This is a genomic window from Pseudomonas sp. 25 R 14 (assembly GCF_900004755.1).
Lineage (GTDB): Bacteria > Pseudomonadota > Gammaproteobacteria > Pseudomonadales > Pseudomonadaceae > Aquipseudomonas > Aquipseudomonas brenneri.
This window is the reverse complement of sequence record NZ_CVTS01000028.1, coordinates 90,112-107,775: the sequence shown is the minus strand read 5'-3', so window position 1 is coordinate 107,775 and position 17,664 is coordinate 90,112. Positions and strand designations below refer to the sequence as shown.

The 17,664-nt window shown below is 59.4% G+C and carries 13 protein-coding genes; 3 read left to right on the top strand and 10 right to left on the bottom strand.

The genetic code is table 11. The annotated features are described in order from the left end of the window. The first annotated feature begins 22 nt into the window (after nt 1-22). A complete protein-coding gene (gene creD / locus BFQ03_RS06255; RefSeq protein WP_065942697.1) occupies nt 23-1,396 on the top strand; it encodes a cell envelope integrity protein CreD in 1,374 nt (457 codons plus the stop codon). Nucleotides 1,397-1,565: 169 nt separating this feature from the next. Here creD and BFQ03_RS06245 read toward each other — a convergent pair whose 3' ends face one another. From BFQ03_RS06245 to BFQ03_RS06200, 9 genes are all read right to left on the bottom strand, one after another. Further along, nucleotides 1,566-2,195 (bottom strand): glutathione S-transferase family protein, encoded by a 630-nt coding sequence (locus BFQ03_RS06245; protein ID WP_032858615.1) that lies wholly within the window; start codon nt 2,193-2,195, stop codon nt 1,566-1,568. Nucleotides 2,196-2,534: 339 nt separating this feature from the next. Further along, nucleotides 2,535-5,006 (bottom strand): Ig-like domain-containing protein, encoded by a 2,472-nt coding sequence (locus BFQ03_RS06235; protein ID WP_139115650.1) that lies wholly within the window; start codon nt 5,004-5,006, stop codon nt 2,535-2,537. 688 nt (nt 5,007-5,694) lie between these two features. Further along, complete coding sequence (locus tag BFQ03_RS30540) at nt 5,695-5,874, bottom strand: hypothetical protein (protein WP_032858613.1); 180 nt, start codon at nt 5,872-5,874, stop codon at nt 5,695-5,697. Beyond that, entirely contained in the window at nt 5,871-6,974 is a 1,104-nt protein-coding gene (locus BFQ03_RS06225; RefSeq protein ID WP_032858611.1) for a PepSY-associated TM helix domain-containing protein, read from the bottom strand. Before BFQ03_RS06225 ends, BFQ03_RS30540 begins: the two co-directional genes overlap by 4 nt. A gap of 72 nt (nt 6,975-7,046) precedes the next feature. Next, the gene (locus BFQ03_RS06220) at nt 7,047-9,476 is read right to left on the bottom strand and encodes a TonB-dependent siderophore receptor (protein WP_065942694.1); all 2,430 of its coding nucleotides are present in this window, start codon (nt 9,474-9,476) and stop codon (nt 7,047-7,049) included. A gap of 146 nt (nt 9,477-9,622) precedes the next feature. After that, nucleotides 9,623-10,603, bottom strand: a complete 981-nt coding sequence (locus BFQ03_RS06215) for a FecR domain-containing protein (protein ID WP_065942693.1) — start codon at nt 10,601-10,603, stop codon at nt 9,623-9,625. Beyond that, entirely contained in the window at nt 10,600-11,118 is a 519-nt protein-coding gene (locus tag BFQ03_RS06210; protein ID WP_065942692.1) for an RNA polymerase sigma factor, read from the bottom strand. Before BFQ03_RS06210 ends, BFQ03_RS06215 begins: the two co-directional genes overlap by 4 nt. Before the next feature lie 128 nt (nt 11,119-11,246). Next, on the bottom strand, nt 11,247-11,957 hold the full coding sequence (locus tag BFQ03_RS06205) for a 3'-5' exonuclease (protein WP_065942691.1): 711 nt from the start codon (nt 11,955-11,957) through the stop codon (nt 11,247-11,249). After that, entirely contained in the window at nt 11,954-13,876 is a 1,923-nt protein-coding gene (locus BFQ03_RS06200) for a putative nucleotidyltransferase substrate binding domain-containing protein (protein ID WP_032858605.1), read from the bottom strand. Before BFQ03_RS06200 ends, BFQ03_RS06205 begins: the two co-directional genes overlap by 4 nt. Nucleotides 13,877-14,122: 246 nt before the next feature. Here BFQ03_RS06200 and BFQ03_RS06195 point away from each other — a divergent pair, with 246 nt between their 5' ends. Together BFQ03_RS06195 and BFQ03_RS06190 are read left to right on the top strand one after the other, a co-directional pair. After that, complete coding sequence (locus BFQ03_RS06195) at nt 14,123-14,569, top strand: response regulator (protein WP_032858604.1); 447 nt, start codon at nt 14,123-14,125, stop codon at nt 14,567-14,569. A gap of 129 nt (nt 14,570-14,698) precedes the next feature. Then, nucleotides 14,699-15,088: a hypothetical protein gene (locus BFQ03_RS06190; RefSeq protein ID WP_065942690.1), complete on the top strand. Its 390-nt coding sequence runs from the start codon at nt 14,699-14,701 to the stop codon at nt 15,086-15,088. 66 nt (nt 15,089-15,154) lie between these two features. Here the strand turns inward: BFQ03_RS06190 and BFQ03_RS06185 are convergent, their stop codons facing one another. Next, a complete protein-coding gene (locus BFQ03_RS06185) occupies nt 15,155-17,332 on the bottom strand; it encodes a malate synthase G (protein WP_032858601.1) in 2,178 nt (725 codons plus the stop codon). Nucleotides 17,333-17,664 lie beyond the last annotated feature (332 nt).

Below are 17,664 nucleotides of genomic sequence, written 5' to 3'. Positions count from 1 at the left end.
CCATCCAAACAGGGAGAGACCCATGAACCGCAGCCTGCTATTCAAACTGGGCGCCATTGCGCTGCTGATCCTGCTATTGCTGATTCCGTTGCTGATGATTGACGGCATCATTAACGACCGCCAGGAGATGCGCGACGGCGTATTGATGGACATTGCCCGCAGCTCCAGCTACAGCCAGCAGGTGAGTGGGCCGTTGATGGTGGTGCCGTATCGCAAGACCGTGCGTGAATGGAAGCTCAATGAAAAGCTCAACAAACGCTATGAAGTGCTCAGCGAAGAACACGGGCGCCTGTACTTCCTGCCGGAGCATTTCGAACTCGACGGCAAGGTGCAGACCGAGCTGCGGGCGCGGGGGATTTACCAGGCGCGGCTGTTCCATGCCGACAACCGTATCAGCGGTCGGTTTGTGCTGCCGGCGCAGATGGGGATCAAGGAAAACTTTGCCGATTACACGTTTGAGCAGGCGTTCCTGGCGGTCGGCATCAGCGACATCCGTGGGATTGAAAACGCCCTGAAGCTGGAGTTGGGCAGCCAACGCCTGGAGTTTGCCCCGGGCACCCAGGTCAGCTTCCTCGGTGCCGGCGTGCATGTACCGTTGCCGGCCCAAGACAGCATGAACCCCGCACCGCTGGATTTCGCCTTCGACCTGCGCCTGCAAGGTACCGAGCAACTGCAAGTGCTGCCGGTGGGCAAGACCAGCGTGGTCAAGCTGGCCTCCAACTGGCCCCATCCGAGTTTTGTCGGCAACTTCCTGCCGGTGCAGCGCGAGGTCACTGACCAGGGGTTTACCGCCAATTGGCAGACGTCGTTTTTCTCCACCAACCTTGAGGAGGCGCTGTACGGCTGCGTGGTTGGCAGTCGCTGTGATGACTTCAACGAACGCAGCTTTGGCGTGAACTTTATCGACCCGGTGGACCAGTACCTCAAGAGTGACCGCGCGATCAAATATGCGCTGCTGTTTATCACCCTGACGTTCGCCGGTTTCTTCCTGTTCGAAGTGCTCAAGAGCCTGGCGGTGCACCCGATCCAATATGCATTGGTGGGGGTGGCCCTGGCGTTTTTCTACCTGCTGCTGCTGTCGCTGTCCGAGCATATCGGCTTTGCCCTGGCGTACCTGATCTCGGCCAGTGCTTGTGTGTTGTTGATCGGTTTTTATGTGTGCCATGTGCTGCGCAGCGTGGCCCACGGCCTGGGGTTCTCGGCGGGGTTGGCGGCGCTGTACGGCTTGCTGTACGGGCTGCTGAGTGCCGAGGATTACGCGCTGTTGATGGGCTCGTTGTTGCTGTTCGGGCTGTTGGGCACGGTGATGGTGCTGACACGCAAACTGGACTGGTATGGCGTGGGCAAGCGCAAGGCGGCCGAGCCGTTGGCGTTTGACCTGGAGGCGGTGCAATGATCGGGCTGCGTGAGGATCAGCAGGTGAGGGGAGAGTTGGTGGCGATGATCATCGCCTTGCTCCCCGCCCCTTGTAGGAGCGAGTTTGCTCGCGCAAAAGGTACATCCACCTCGGCAATGCGCCTGCAATACCTTCGCGAGCAAGCTCGCTCCTACAGGGGGGACGCCGGTCAGGCCGGAGGCTGAGTCGCCAGCATCGAAGGCCGTTGGCTGACCTCGGCGTACCAGGCTGCCAGTTTTGGATTGCTGGAGCGCCACTGCAGGCCCGGGTGGCGGAAATCCACATAACCCAAGGCGCAGGCGACGCTGATTGAGGCGATGTCGAAATGGCAGGCCAACTCAGCGATAGCGTCCCGCTCCAGCTCGGCCAGGGCGCGGCGGATCTTGTTGCGCTGCTCTTGCAGCCAACTGTCCCACTGCTTGTCGGCCGGGCGCAGGGCGGTTTCATAGCGCATCAATACGGCCGCATCCATGACCGCGTCAGCCATCGAGGCCAGGGTCAGGCGCCGCCAGCGGGCCGAGCCATCACGGGGGATCAGCGGGTTGCCGACATGCTGGTGGTCGAAGTAGTCGAGGATCACCCGGCTGTCGTGCAACACATTGCCATCGGCCAGGCGCAGGGCCGGGATCTTGCCCACCGGGTTGCCTTCATTCAGCGCCGGGACCGGGCTGATCGGCGTGACCTGCACGGTCTCCAGCGCGACCCGGTCTTGCTGGCCGGTTTCGTGGAGCAGGACCAGGACTTTGCGGACAAATGGCGAAGCGGGATGTTGGAACAACGTCATGCTAGGCGCGGACATGGGCAATCCTCGGAAAAGGTCGGCCATAGACTAGACAGTTGTTGGGTGGCTGGCGAGGGACATTACGGTGTTTTTGCGGGCCTCTTCGCGAGCAAGCCCCCACATTTAGATCTGGGGATATCACTGGCTCGTGAGCTCCTCCTTGACACCTTTCTCGGACAAAATCGCGGGTTCAAGATCAACGACTTGGCGACGGGCATGTTTAATAAGCCCAGCTGCGCCGACAGCTTCCAGGCGGGGCTACACCTCTTGGACTGGTGATCGCTCACACAATCATCCAGCCCGGCAGCCCCGTTTCTTCAGGGGGAATTTCAGATTAAGTTGAGACTTTTATCGTTTTTATGTCATTGGCTGATGCAGCTGCATTTGCTCCATCAAGTTCACCATCGTCAGGTCGGCCTGAACGGTTACACCGTAATCGGTGGAGGGGATTGGCGATAATGTGCTGTCTTGAGCAAACAGTTGTGCATCAAACTCCAGGACCGGTACGGAGAATCCGCTGCTGACTTCAGGTACTGCTGTGACAAAGAAGTCTTTACTGGTGTCGCTCATGACATCGGACAGGGTCAGCCCCAACGGATTGTTCAACCCCGTCAGAGGGGTAACTGTCAGCTCGAATGTATTGCTGATCACGCCATTGGTGCTTATCGCGCTAATGCTGTGATCACCTTCACTCAGAGGCTGTGCCGGTGTGAACCGCCACTGGCCGTCAGCGGAGGCTTGAGCCGAGCCGATGACTTGGTCGTCGCTGTAGAAAGTGATCAGGCTATCAGGTATGCCGCTGCCAGTGAACGTAGGCGTAGCGTCATCGGTAGCGTCTCCATCACCAAAGTAACCCGTTTCGATACCAACGTTGTCGATAAAGTAGCTGATAAAGGGGGCCTGAGGTTCTACCGTCAGCGAGAAGGTCTCGCTACGTTCGCCAGCACTGTCGACAGCTACGAAATGGTGATCACCCAAGGACAGTTCGGTACGTGGGCTGAAGTACCAATCACCTCCAGTGTTACTGATTGTCGAACCGATCTCCTGCTCACCGTCATAGATCGTGATAACCGAGTTAGGTCGGCCTTCCCCATACAGGCCTGGGCGAGCGTCATCGGTGCTGGCGCCATTGGTGAGAAATGCCTGTTCACCACCGACATTGTCTTGGGCCGATCCAATACTTGGATTTGGCGCGGGCGGGGTTATGACATTCAGCTCGAAGGGTTGGCTGCTCTGTCCGGCAGCATTCACCACGGTGAAGCTGTGAGTCCCGTCACTCAAATCCTTGAAGGTGCTGAGTGACCAGTTGCCGCCATTGTCGACTTTGACCGAGTTCAGGTAGATGCCGTTATCGAAGATATGCAGCTCGCTATTGGGGGAGCCTTTCCCTAGCAACTGAGGGCGCAGGTCGTCGGTGCTGGCGCCGCTGGCCAGGCTGCCTTGGCTGTAGCCGACATTATCAAAGACCGATTCAATACTCGGCTCGGGCGGGGCTATGACATTCAGTTCGAAGGGTTGGCTGCTCTGTCCGGCAGTATTCACCACGGTGAAGCTGTGAGCCCCGCCACTCAAATCCTTGAAGGTGTTGAGTGACCAGTTGCCGCCATTGTCGACTTTGACCGAGTTCAGGTAGATGCCGTTATCGAAGATATGCAGCTCGCTATTGGGGGAGCCTTTCCCTTGCAACTGTGGGCGCAGGTCATCGGTGCTGGCGCCGCTGGCCAGGCTGCCTTGGCTGTAGCCGACATTATCAAAGACCGATTCAATGTTTGGCGGCTGAGGTAACGCTGGCAAGGATTCAATATGTAAGTTGAAGTCCGCGCTGACCAAGCCGTCGGTGATGTCCTCCACAGTGAGGATCTGATTACCCTCGAGTAGTGGTTGGCTGAAGCTGAAGGACCAGTTGCCGCTGGCATCAACGTTAGCCACCCCCTGATAAGTGCCATTGGCATATACATTGAGTACGCTGTTGGGCTTGCCGTGGCCGGACAATACCGGAAAGTTGTCATCAGTGCTGGCGCCGTTACCGAGGTTACCTTGACTTGAACCTACATTATCAACGGCCCAACTGATGCGAGGTGTTGGATCCGGCGCTTGCGTCGGGTCTTGGATCTGTACGTTGAAGACGTCGCTATGCTGACCGCTGGCATCGATCACCGTGAAACTATGAGCGCCAACACTTAGGTCATTGGTTGGTGTGAATTGCCATTTACCCTTGGCATCAGCCTGAGCTGAACCGATGACCTGATCACCCTCATATATCGTGACGATGGCCTTGGGCTGAGCAACTCCACCGAAGGTAGGGCGGGCATCGTCGGTGCTGGTGTTATTGGGGAAGTACCCCTGTTGTACGCCGGTATCATCGAAATAGTACGTGATGCCGACTTCGGGCGCAGCTTCTCCCGGTCCCAGAATACGTAACACGAACACTTCGCTCTGGCCAAAAGAGTCGCTGACACGCAGATTGTAGTCACCTGGGCTCAGGTCGATGGCGGGAGTGAAACTCCACTCGCCGGAGGCATTGACCTGGGCTGTCCCGAGTAATACACCGTTGTCACGGACAGTCACCAAGCTATTGGGTTCGGCGATGCCTTGGACGGTAGGCCGAGTGTCATCTGTGCTGCTGCTACTGCCACGGAAGCCTACGCTTTCTCCGACGTTGTCGAATACCTTCGTGATGGCGGGGGTGGAAGTGATGTCTGTGGACGAAGTGACGCTATCTTCGCTCAAGGTAGGGGTAACACCTGGTGTCATCGAAGCAGCATCTTGAAACTGGGATATATCCGAGTTCACTGTGGCAGTCTCGATGATGCGTTTTTTTATAGGCATGCTTAGTTACTCCTAGGAGGATGGCGGAACCTGCAGGTTTAGAGGGGGATTGAAACGACCCTGCTGATAGGAGAGTTTGAAAATGGGGAAAAATTACACGACTGTAACGATATAACTTTGATTGAATTCCGTAATGGGCACTGACTTGAAAGATATTTGAGGAGTGTCTTGTTTTTCTGTCGTTACGTATGTGCTTGCCCTCGTCTTGTGCAAGGGGCATGAGTGTCGGATTGAGCTCCATTTATCGGCTAAGGCGTTCTGCTGAGTTGAGTTAAGATAGATCTTATATGACGGCCCAGACCCAATAAATATCATGGCGCTCCAGCTAGTTTAAATTTCCTTATGGTGTGCGTCGTGGTAAAGCTTGGGCCGTTAACTCTACTGATTAGTTATTTGTTCTCGGATTATCTGTTCGCTTCGGCAAAGCAGAGCACTTTTCTAAAAACGGAACATACAAGTAATACTTCAAGCAACGCTCCTGATAGGTAAGCGTACGGTAAACATACCTTGCGAATCTTTCGCCCCCTCCGGTTTCGATAGCAGCTTGCTTCGCTTATGCTTCTCGACTCACGTGTAAGGATGATCTAAATAGGTGTGACGGCATGTAAGCCGATAAATCTTGTCCTGTAGTTCTGATATGCCGTGAACACTGTCGAATGTGGGAGCGGGCTTGCTCGCGAAAGCGTTCTCAAGGCCGCCGCACCAACCCCCATACACCGATTACCGCCGGGATCCCCAACCCAATCCAGCTAAGGGAGTCCCAAACTCCATCCCCCAACAGCGCCGCAAACAACCCCGCACCACTGAGCAACCCGATCCCCAGCGGCACCCCAAACACCTTCCAGAAGTTCGACTGCCGCGGCCTCATGGCTTGGCCGCCTTGCGCCGCACCCGCCACAGGTACACACCGCTGCCCAGCACGATGATGGTCAACACATCCATCACCGCCCAGAGGATTTTCATCGGCATGCCGCCGTAGTCGCCAAAGTGCAGGGGCTGGGACATGCCCATGGCGTCCATGTACCACGGCCGCCCGGCCACGGCGGTGACGCTCAGGTCGCTGGCGTCGATCAGCACCGGCGTCAGCAAGTGCGAGGTCAGGTGCGTGCTGCCTTTCATGAACACCGCGTAATGGTGCTCACTGGAAAACCGCGTACCGGGAAACGCAATAAAGTCTGGCGTCATGCCCGGCGCGACCTGTTCGGCGATCTTCAGCAGGTCGGTCGCCGGCGCACGCAAGGTCAGCGGCGGCGCGTTCTTATAGGGTTCGATCATCGCGGTGAGGCTGTCATTGCGCCAGGCGGCGATGATCAGGTCGGCACAGGCGCTGATCACCCCGGTGACGCCCACCACCAGCACCCAGGTCAGGGTGACGACGCCGATCAGGTTATGCAGGTCGAGCCAGCGCAGGCGTGTGGACTTGTCCTGGCGCACGGTGGCGAATTTCAAACGGCGCATGAACGGCAGGTACAGCACCGTGCCGGAGATGATCGCGACCACAAACAGTATGCCCATGAACGCCAGCAGCAACTTGCCCGGCAACCCGGCGAACATATCCACATGCAGGCGTAGCAGGAACATCGTCAGCCCGCCATTGGCCGAGGGCATCTCCACACTGTCCCCGGTTCGGGCGTCGAGCATGAACGTGTGGGACGCGTTCGGCTCGGTGCCGGCGGTGGCCGCCATGATCGCGATCACGCCGTTCTTGTCGTCTTCATCCCAGGCCAGGTACTGCATGGCTTCGCCAGGGCGATGGGCCTGGGCCTTGGCCACCAGTTGCTCAAGGTTGAGCTGCGGGGTATCGGCTGGCATCTGCTGGAGTTCGGGCTCGTTGCCCAGCAGGTGATCGATCTCATGGTGAAAGATCAACGGCAGGCCGGTCAGCGCCAGCATCAGCAGGAACACGGTGCAGATCAGGCTGGTCCAGGTGTGGATGAAGGACCAGCGGCGGATGGTTGTGCTTTTCATTTCATAGCCTTCAGACAAGCCAAAGCCGCCCACGTAGGACGGCTTGGTTGTGGAGCAGGTTAGCTCAGTGCGTTACCACTGATAGGTGGCGCTGGCGACGACGCTGCGTTGGTCGCCGTAGTAGCAGTAGGAGGCATCACAGGTGGAGATGTACTGCTTATCGAACAGGTTGGTGGCATTCAGTTTTACCGAAGCACCTTTGAGGCTGTTGTTCAGGCGGCCCAGGTCGTAATGCACTGCACCGTCGAACACCGTGTAAGCATCGGCTTTACCCAGCCAGGTGTTGGCTTGGTCGCCGTAGGTATTTCCGGTGTAGCGGGCACCAAAGCCGATGCCGAAACCGTCGAGCACGCCGTCGTGCCAGGTGTAGTCGGTCCACAACGAGGCTTGCTGGTTTGGCATCAGTTGCAGGCGGTTGCCTTTGTGGATGCCTGTCTGCACCTCGGACTTGGCCAGGGTATAGGCCGCGATGACCTTGAGGTTCTCGGTCACGTCAGATATGGCTTCCAGCTCCAGGCCCTTGACCTTCACTTCGCCGGCCTGGTCGGTGATCGACTCGCCTCCAGACCCGAAGCGGGTGACCAGCACATTTTTCTGGGTCAGGTCATAAATCGCAGCGCTGAGCAGGGTGTTGGTGCCGGGTGGCTGATATTTGACGCCCAGCTCCCATTGCTTGCCTTCGGTGGGCTTGTACGACTTGACCGGGTCAACGCTGGCGTTGCTCGCTGGCTGGAATGATTCGGCGTAGGACAGGTATGGCACAAAGCCCGAGTCGAACACGTAGCTCAGTGCAGCATTGCCGCTGAAGTTTTTGCTGCGATCAGTGTTGGTCGCATCTTTCTTGTTCAAGTACGTGGTGCCTTGATGCACCCAGTCTTCACGTCCACCCAGGGTCAGGCGCCATTTGTCCAGGGCCATCTGGTCTTGTACGTAGAGGCCGGTTTGTACGGTTTTCTGGTTGTAGTCGTAGAACGCATCTTTGCGCGCCGGACGTTCAATTGGCTGCCCGTAAACCGGTTTGAAGATGTTCGTAGTCCCCGCGCCGCCAAAAATAGACAGATAGGAGGAGTCAGTGCGCTGATGATCCAGGCCCATCAACACGGTGTGGGTGATGTTGCCGGTAGCGAAGTCAGCCTGGAAGTTGTTGTCCACCGCAAACTGACCGATGTCCTCGTCCACGTTGGTCGAGGAGCGGCTGATATTGCCCTCAGCGTCCACCGGGGCGTAGAAGTAAGAGCCCACGGTCAGTTGCTGGAAGGACAGCTCTGATTTGGTGTAACGCAAGTTTTGCTTGAACTGCCAGGTATCGTTGAAGCGGTGTTCAAAGGCATAGCCCAGCGCGTAGTAAGTGCGGTCGTAGAACTCGTAGTCCGGGTCACCGAGGTTCTTGTGATGGGACACCTTGCCCAACGGTGATTTGATCTTGGTGCCCACGATCGGCAGGAACTGACTGGTAGCGCCGGTATCGTCGCGGGTGAACTGCGACAGGAAGGTCAGCTTGGTATCGGTATCGATATTCCAGGTCAGGCTCGGCGCAATGTTGTAGCGCTTGTTGTCGATATGGTCGACCTGAGTGCCAGCATCGCGCACCACGCCACTGAGGCCATAGAGAAACTGACCTTCATCATCGATCTTGCCGGTGCTGGCGAAGTTGATCTGGCGATAGTTGTCGCTGCCGTACTGCACCTGGATGGCATTGCTTGACTCTGCGCTGGGGCGGCGGCTGACCATGTCCAGCAGGCCGCCCGGCGGGGTCTGGCCGTAGACCGACGAGGCCGGGCCACGCAGCAGGGCGAGGCGGTCGAGGTTCCAGGTTTCGGCTTTCGGGTTGGCATACACGCCACGTGGCAAGGGCAGGCCATCGAGGAAGTGGGTCGGTTCGAAGCCACGCACGCGCATCCAGTCGTAGCGGGTGTCACTGCCGTAGCTGGCGGAAACGATGCCGGGCATGTACTTGACCGCGTCATCCAGGTTCTGCACGTTGCGATCCAGCATCTGCTGACGGGTCGCGACGGAGATCGAACGGGGGGCTTCTACCAGCGCGGTATCCGTCTTGCTCCCCGCCGCCGTACGCGTAGCCACATACCCCTCCACCGGCCCCCAGGCGCTTTCATAATTGCCCTGGCCAATGATGCTGGTCTCTGGCAGTGCAACCACACCCTCCGGGACCGGCACCAGGCTGAACGTGCCGGCGCTGCTCTGCTCCAACTGCAGACCACTGCCGCGCAAGGCTTCACGCAGGGCGCCCTGGGCGTCGAACTGGCCCTTGACCGGGGCCGAGGTCTTGCCCGCTGCCAGCGCGGGGTTGAGGGTCAGGGCCAGGCCGGCCTGGCTGGCGATCTGGTTCAGGGTGCTGGCCAGGGGGGCGGCCGGCAGGTTATAGGCACGTACGCTAGACGCCTGTTCGGCAGCGATCAGCGCAGTGCTGGCCAGCGGGGCGCTGAGGGCAATGGCCACGGCTAACAGGCTGGGGCGCAACAAGGTGTCTAGCGTGCGGGACATAGGGCGGCTCCTGAATGGAAATATTTCTCAATTGCCTGTGTGCCGAGCGAGAATCAAAAAGTGATAGGGCTGGGGGGAAATATTTTTTGTCTGGGAGGAAATGGGGGGGGTCAGAGCCCTATCGCAGGCTTGCCTGCGATAGGGCCCTAAGGGTTACCCGCGACCTTTGGCACTACCGTCACCCACCACGGCGTACGCTGCTGGATCTGCACTGGCAAGGTCGGCAGCAGCGCATTCAAGGCCAGGTCGGTGTCCTGCAGCGGAAAGCTGCCGGTGATGCGCAGGTCGGCCACGTTTTTATCCACACCCAGGTAGCCGCTGCGGTAGCGGCCGAGTTCTTCGACCACATCCCCCAGCCGCGCGTTGTCGACCACCAGCATGCCGCGGGTCCAGGCATCGGAGCCGGGAGTGACCGTCAGCAGTGGACCGAGGCCGTCATGGCGCATCAGGACCTGCTGGCCTTCCTTGAACACCTGTTCTTGATGCAACGCCTCAGGCTGCGCTGCCACGGCCGACTGCAAAACGCTGAGCCGCGTACCGTTGTCCTCGCGTTTGACGATAAACCGCGTGCCCAGGGCGCGCAGGCTGCCGTCGCGGGTCTCGACGACAAAGGGGCGTGCATCGTTGTGACCGGTCTCGACGAGGATCTCGCCGTCCTGCAGCACGATCACCCGGCGTTTTTCGTCAAAGCGCACGTCAATGGCACTGTGGGTGTTGAGGTTGATCAGCGTGCCATCCGCCAGTTTCAGCGTGCGTTGTTCGCCGGTGGCGGTGCGTTGGTCGGCCAGCCAATAGTTGATGGGCACGTAGCGCTGGCCGGCGAACAGCGCCAGGCCGCAGACCAGCACCACACTGGCCAGGCCACTGCCGAGCTTGCGCACCCGTCGCCGGATACTTTCACGCGATTGCAGCAGCGCCGCCCGCGCCGGGCCGCTGGCCACGCAAAAGCGCTGATCGAGCATGCCCAGTTGGCGCCAGGCGCGAGCATGTTCTTCGTTGCTGGCCAGCCATTTATTGAATTCTTCATGCTCCACGGCGCTGCCATCCCCGGAATCCAGGGACAGTTGCCAGGCAATCGCGGCATCCAGCACTCGCGCAGAAACCGGTTTTGAACTGATCTGACTCACAGCGGCTCGCCATACAGTGCGATGTAGCACTGGCGAATCCCCTGGGCCAGATACTGCCGCACCCGTGGCACGGAAACCCCCAGGCGCTGGGCAATTTCGGCGTGGCCCAGGCCATCCAGGCGGTTGTAGAGGAAGGCGGCGCGAGCCTTGCTGGAGAGCTTGCCCAGCAGACGGTCGATGGCCTTGAGGTCTTCGAGGATCAGGTGCTGTTCTTCCGGGGACGGGTGTTCGCTTTCCGGGATTAGCATCAGTTCGGTGAGGTAGGCCTGTTCCAGCGCGGCGCGGCGGAAATAGTCAAACAGCAGGCCCTTGGCGACGGCCACCAGGAACGCCCGCGGTTCACGGGGCGCACGCAGTTCTTCACGGCCCAGCAGGCGCATGAAGGTGTCCTGGCTCAGGTCTTCGGCCCGACTGGGGCAGGCCACGTTGCGCCGCAGCCATGCCAGCAGCCAGCCGCGATGGTCACGGTACAACGTGCCAACAAGCTCACTGTGGGGACTTTGGGCTGACGACAAGGCATCACCAATCGAGAAGTTTAAACTAACGAGAATTATTCGCGATTGTGGCAGAGGCGCGGAATGGGCGCAATTGGCGTTGGTCGGGTGATGGCACCACAACCCATTGCAGGAGCCGGTTGCGGTGTTTAGAAGGAAGGGGCTTGCTTGCGACGTTTCCACTGGTTCAGGCGTTGCTGCAACGCAGCGGGGCTGTCCAGCCCTTGCTGGCGGGCACGGCTGAACAGAATCAACATCAACTCAGCGGTGGCCAGGGCATCGGCGCTGGCGTGATGGCGCTCACCGACCTGCAGGTTGAAGTGGGCGATCCAGTCATCCAGGCCGGCTTCGCGGATATGCGCTTGCGGGCACAGCAGCGGCGCCAGGTCTGCCACGTCGAGGAATGGGTGGGCCAGGCGATAACCCAGGCTGTCCTTGAGCGCGCGGCCGAGCATGTGTTGGTCGAACGGTGCATGGAACGCCAACAGTGGGCTGTCGCCGACAAAGTCCATGAAGTCCAGCAACGCCTCGGCTGGGTCGCAACCAGCGGCGATCGCACTGGGGCCGAGGCCGTGGATCAGTACGCTGGGGCTGAGTTTGGTTTGCGCCCGTTGCAGGGTGCGCTCGAACTGCTGGGAAAAATCGACGGCACCGTCTTCGATCACCACCGCGCCAATCGACAGTACCTGATCGCGATTGAGGTTCAGGCCGCTGGTTTCCAGGTCCAGGACGACCCAGCGCTGGTCGCGCAGGGTCGTTTCGCCGAGCACTGCGGGCGCTGCTGGCAATTGCTGCAGGTGTGCTTGTTGATGCTCATCCAGCCCCGGACGGGAAGGGCGCAGCCAACTGAACAGGCTCACAACTGATACCTCAGGGCCAGGCTGCTTTGCAGGCGCTGGGCCTGGCGCAAGGATTCACGCAGGATGCGCCGATCCAGGTGGTTGAGGCTGTCGGGATCGACCCGGTTGGAATACGGCTGGTTCTCGCGGGTCTGCAACTGGTGCTGCTGCATGCGGGTTTGCTGGATAAAGTGGTAGGCCTCTTCGTAGGCTGCGCCGTCCAGGCGTTCGATCACCTCCTTGTCCACCAGTTGCTGCAAGCGTTCCAGAGTGTTGTTGGCGGCGATCCCATTGGCCAGGGCCAGCAGGCGGGCGCCATCGACGAAGGGTGTCAAACCCTGCACCTTGAGGTCGAGCGTGGCCTTGTCCGCGCCTTTGCGCGTCAGCACGAAATCACGGAAACGCCCCACCGGCGGGCGCTGGCGCAAGGCGTTCTCGGCCATCATCCGTTGGAACAGGCGATTGTCCGCGACCTGCTCAAGCAGGTCCTGGCGCAATTGCTCACAGCCCTGTTCATCGCCCCAGACCACCCGCAGGTCGAAGTAGATACTGGATTTGAGCAGGTTCTCCGGCGTCGCCTCGCGGATAAACGCCGCAAAGCGCCGGGCCCATTCGGCACGGGACAGGCACAGCTCGGGGTTGCCGGCCATGATATTGCCCTTGCACAGGGTAAAGCCGCACAGCGCCAGGCTCTGATTGATCTGCTGCGCCAGCGGCAACAGCAGGCCGCGAATCTCGGCGGCGTGGGCGGCGTCCCTGGCGTCGAACAGAATGCCGTTGTCCTGGTCGGTATGCAGCGTCTGCTCGCGGCGGCCTTCGCTGCCGAAACACAGCCAACTGAAGGGCACGCCGGGGTCGCCTTTCTCGGCGAGGGTCAACTCGATCACCCGGCACACCGTGTGATCGTTGAGCAACGTAATAATCTGAGTGATCTGGGTGGACGACGCACCGTGGGCCAGCATGCGTTCGACCAATTGGCCGATCTCCCCGCGAATCGCCACCAGGTTCTCCACCCGTGGCGCATTGCGGATGGTGCGCGCCAGGTGCACCAGGTCGACCCGTTGCAGGGAGAACAGATCGCGCTCGGACACCACGCCGCACAGGCGCCGGTCCTTGACCAGGCACACATGGGCGATGTGCCGTTCGGTCATGGCAATCGCCGCGTCGAAGGCGCTGTGATCGGGGCTTAAAAAGAACGGCGCCTGGGTCATATGGCGCTCGATGGCCTGGGTGAAATCGCTGATGCCGTCGGCCACCACATGACGCAGGTCGCGCAGGGTGAAAATCCCCAGGGGCGTCTTGTGCTCATCCACCACCACGATGCTGCCGACCTGCTGCTCATGCATCAATGTGACCGCTTCACGCAGCGGCGTCAGCGGGCTGCACGTCACCGGGTGGCGCATGGCCAACTCGCCCAGGCGGGTATTCAATGAATACTGGGTGCCAAGATTTTCTACGGCTTTTTGCTGGACTTGCTGGTTGACCTGATCCAACAGGCTGCTGACCCCGCGCAAGGAAAAATCGCGGAACGGTCCGGAGAGGGCAAACAGCTTGATAAACGCCGGCTTGTTCAGTTGCAGGCAAAAGGTGTCTTCGGCGGCCTTGTGCTCCGTGCGGGTGGCCCGTTCCCCCAGCAGGGCGGCCAGGGGGAAGCATTCTCCGGTGGTGATTTCGAAGGTGGTTTCGGCCGAGTCCGGGCGTTCGCCAACCACACGCCCCTGCTTGACGATATAGAAGTGCTCCACCGGGCCTGCCGACGGCTTGAGGATGCTCTCGCCGGGGCCGTAGAAGCGCAATTGGCACTGCTCCACCAGAAACGCCAGGTGGGCGTTTTCCATCTGGTTGAAGGGCGGGAACCGTTGCAGGAATTGCAGGGTGCCGTGAATGTTCTGCAACACCGCAGTTTTCCCTGCCTGGGTGAAAGCATCAGCTTTACTCATAACCATGACCGCAGTTTTTTTGTCGTTATCGTGCCTCATGGTCGACCCCCACGCGACGGGTGCCCATTGGACGTAAGTCTAGGTAGCTATAAGGCCTTCAATGACTAAGGAAAAACCTTACATGAATATCGTCCAGACCCGTAGAACGCCCACTAGGAAAACTATCCGACGAAGTGCACATTGTTCGCCCTTCCGGTGATGTCTGACTTCTGTGCTGGGAGATTGAGTTGAACTGCCGAGAAACCTATGCCCGACCAAGATATTTTGAGTGATGCCGAGCGCGAGGCGCTGAGCGCCGTGATGCTGGAGCCTGATCTACCGCCGCAACGGGTGCTGATCGTTGATGACGATAAAGACGCCCGTGAATTACTGGCCGAAATCCTTGGGCTGGACGGCATTCGTTGCATGACGGCGGACAGTGGCGAGGCGGCGTGGCAGCTCCTCAACTCCAACACGTCCATCGGGTTATTGATCACCGATCTGCGCATGGCTCCCAGCAACGGCCTGGAATTGATCCGACGGGTGCGCGAGTCCACCCGGGCGGCGTTGCCGATCATCATCATGTCCGGGGATGCCGAGGCACCGGATGTGATTGATGCGATGCACTTGAGCGTGGTGGACTTTCTGCTCAAGCCGATTGATAGCGTGAAGTTGGCGAAGATGGTCAAGCGCGAGTTGGGGATGGCGCAGTAGGCGGGGTTGGGCCGTTGGTCGGGACTGTCAGATTTCACAGTATCGGCGTTTTGAGGGGGGCCTGTTTAATCGTTGGGAGGGTGCTGGCTTGGGATCGGCGCCCCTCAATGCTGCGAACAGGAGTTCACCATGAGTAATGTATGTAATAGCACCACCACGGTCGAAGCAAACATCTCGGTGCGTATCGATGGGCAAGATCAAGGCTTTTTCCCGAATCAATTTTCTGGCAGTTCGTCTGGGGTCAAGCTGGTCGCTAGCAGTGATACCACGCACCTGGAGATTGACTATGGCCAGTCCCTGGGACAGGGGACTCACAATTTAACGCATACGCAATTTCAGATAGATTATCTGGACCCTGCTGGGCGCACCTTTACACCCCCGGTTGCAGGCACCATCCAGGTGAAGGTTGTCGGTAACGTGCATATGGGCACATTGACCGGTGTAAAAGTTGACGGAACGGGTTCTGGGGCTGGGGCTCAGGCTCTGCTTTCGGGGACCTACGTCATTATTGTCAGTTAAATCTTTCTACACGCTATATAAAAAGCCCCGGCCATATGGCCGGGGCTTCTTTATTTCAGTTGTCAGTTACAGGCCATTCCTGGCCTTGAACTCCCTACGCCTGCGATGCAACACCGGCTCGGTATAACCATTGGGCTGCTGGGTCCCTTCAATCACCAGCTCAATCGCGGCTTGAAACGCGATATTGCTGTCAAAATCCGGAGCCAACGGACGGTACAGCGCATCCCCGGCATTCTGCCGATCCACCACCGGCGCCATGCGCTTGAGGCTTTCCATGACCTGGGTTTGGCTGACCACGCCATGGCGCAGCCAGTTGGCGATGTGCTGGCTGGAGATACGCAGGGTGGCGCGGTCTTCCATCAGGCCCACATCGTTGATATCCGGCACTTTCGAGCAACCCACGCCCTGGTCGATCCAGCGCACCACGTAACCGAGGATGCCCTGGGCGTTGTTGTCCAGTTCGTTGCGGATTTCTTCCTCGGACCAGTCGGTATTCTGCGCCAGGGGAATGGTCAGGATGTCGTCCACCGAAGCACGCTCGCGCTTGGCCAGTTCGGCCTGGCGGGCAAATACGTCGACCTTGTGGTAATGCAGTGCGTGCAGCGCCGCGGCGGTAGGTGATGGGACCCAAGCGGTGTTGGCGCCGGCCAGTGGGTGCGCGATCTTCTGCTCCAGCATGGCAGCCATCAGGTCGGGCATCGCCCACATGCCTTTACCGATTTGCGCACGACCTTGCAGGCCGGTACTCAAGCCAATATCGACGTTCCAGTTTTCGTAGGCGCTGATCCATTTTTCCGCCTTCATCGCGGCCTTGCGCACCATCGCGCCGGCTTCCATGGAGGTGTGGATTTCGTCGCCGGTACGGTCGAGGAAGCCGGTGTTGATAAACACCACGCGCTCGCTGGCCGCCTTGATGCAGGCCTTGAGGTTGACCGTGGTGCGGCGCTCCTCGTCCATGATCCCGACCTTGAGCGTGTTGCGCGGCAGGGTCAGTACCTCTTCGATACGGCCGAACAGCTCGTTGGTAAACGCGGCTTCTTCCGGGCCGTGCATCTTCGGCTTGACGATATACACCGAGCCCGTGCGGCTGTTCTTGCGGCTGTTGTTGCCATTGAGGCTATGGACCGCTGCCAGGCTGGTGATCAGACCGTCGAGGATGCCTTCGGGCACTTCATTGCCCTGGGCGTCGAGGATCGCGTCGATGGTCATCAGGTGGCCAACGTTACGCACGAACAGCAGCGAGCGACCATGCAAGGTCACGGCATTGCCGTCGATGCCGGTGTAGCTGCGGTCGGCATTCATGGTGCGGGTGAAAGTCTTGCCGCCCTTGGCCACTTCTTCGGCCAGGTCGCCCTTCATCAGGCCGAGCCAGTTACGGTAGATCACCACTTTGTCGTCGGCATCGACGGCGGCGACGGAGTCTTCGCAGTCCATGATGGTGGTCAGCGCGGCTTCCATCAGGATGTCTTTGACGCCGGCGGCGTCGGTCTGGCCGACCGGGGTGCTGGCGTCGATCTGGATTTCGAAATGCAAGCCGTGGTTTTTCAGGAGGATCGCGATTGGCTGGGCCGCATCGCCCTGGTAGCCGATCAGTTGCGCATCGTCGCGCAGGCCGCTGTTGCTGCCGCCCTTGAGGCTGACAATCAGCTTGCCATCGACAATCTTGTAGCCGGTGGAGTCAACGTGGCTGCCGGCGGTAAGCGGTGCGGCTTCGTCGAGGAAGGCGCGGGCGAAGGCGATGACCTTGTCGCCACGCACCTTGTTGTAGCCCGGGCCTTTCTCGGCGCCGTCGGCTTCGCTGATGGCGTCGGTGCCATACAGCGCGTCGTACAGCGAGCCCCAGCGGGCATTGGAGGCGTTGAGGGCGAACCGCGCATTCATCACCGGCACCACCAACTGGGGGCCGGCCATGCGGGCGATTTCGTCATCGACGTTTTGTGTGGTCGCCTGGAAGTCCGCCGCTTCTGGCAGCAGGTAGCCAATATCTTGCAGGAAGGCCTTGTAGGCCACCGCGTCATGGGCCTGGCCGGCGTGGGTCTGGTGCCAGGCATCGATCCGCGCTTGGAAATCGTCGCGTTTGGCGAGTAGGGCTTTGTTCTTCGGTGCCAGGTCGTGAATGACCTTGTCGGCACCGGCCCAGAACTGGTCGGCGGTCAGGCCGGTACCGGGAATGGCTTCGTTGTTTACGAAGTCGAACAGGACTTTGGCGACCTGCAGGCCACCGACTTGAACGTGTTCAGTCATTGCTTGCCTCACTCTGCGGAGCTAATTCGCTTTTCAGCTTTTCAATTTACCAATGAAGCCTTCGGCCATTTAAACCACAAACCCAAGGCACCAGTACATGCCATCAACGGCGGCTGGGTGGTTCCAATCAACGGCGCAAGGCTTGCTGACGGGGTGTTCGGGGTTACGACGGCGCCTGGGCAGACATCGACCTAACGTTATGTAGTGCGCGCCGAGGCATACTACATGATGAGTTGCGGTTGTGAAAATTAGACTAAATACGTCGTTTAGCGACCCACTTTGGTTGTACGGTCACAGCGGGGTATGGGATGTTCTCAAAAAACTAATGGATT

Excerpts from the sequence above, each read along its gene's own strand:
- BFQ03_RS06185 (WP_032858601.1), bottom strand. The coding sequence starts at position 17,332 with ATGACTGAACACGTTCAAGTCGGTGGCCTGCAGGTCGCCAAAGTCCTG.
- BFQ03_RS06190 (WP_065942690.1), top strand. The coding sequence starts at position 14,699 with ATGAGTAATGTATGTAATAGCACCACCACGGTCGAAGCAAACATCTCG.
- BFQ03_RS06245 (WP_032858615.1), bottom strand. The coding sequence starts at position 2,195 with ATGTCCGCGCCTAGCATGACGTTGTTCCAACATCCCGCTTCGCCATTT.
- BFQ03_RS30540 (WP_032858613.1), bottom strand. The coding sequence starts at position 5,874 with ATGAGGCCGCGGCAGTCGAACTTCTGGAAGGTGTTTGGGGTGCCGCTG.
- BFQ03_RS06225 (WP_032858611.1), bottom strand. The coding sequence starts at position 6,974 with ATGAAAAGCACAACCATCCGCCGCTGGTCCTTCATCCACACCTGGACC.
- creD (WP_065942697.1), top strand. The coding sequence starts at position 23 with ATGAACCGCAGCCTGCTATTCAAACTGGGCGCCATTGCGCTGCTGATC.
- BFQ03_RS06200 (WP_032858605.1), bottom strand. The coding sequence starts at position 13,876 with ATGAGTAAAGCTGATGCTTTCACCCAGGCAGGGAAAACTGCGGTGTTG.
- BFQ03_RS06195 (WP_032858604.1), top strand. The coding sequence starts at position 14,123 with ATGCCCGACCAAGATATTTTGAGTGATGCCGAGCGCGAGGCGCTGAGC.
- BFQ03_RS06235 (WP_139115650.1), bottom strand. The coding sequence starts at position 5,006 with ATGCCTATAAAAAAACGCATCATCGAGACTGCCACAGTGAACTCGGAT.
- BFQ03_RS06220 (WP_065942694.1), bottom strand. The coding sequence starts at position 9,476 with ATGTCCCGCACGCTAGACACCTTGTTGCGCCCCAGCCTGTTAGCCGTG.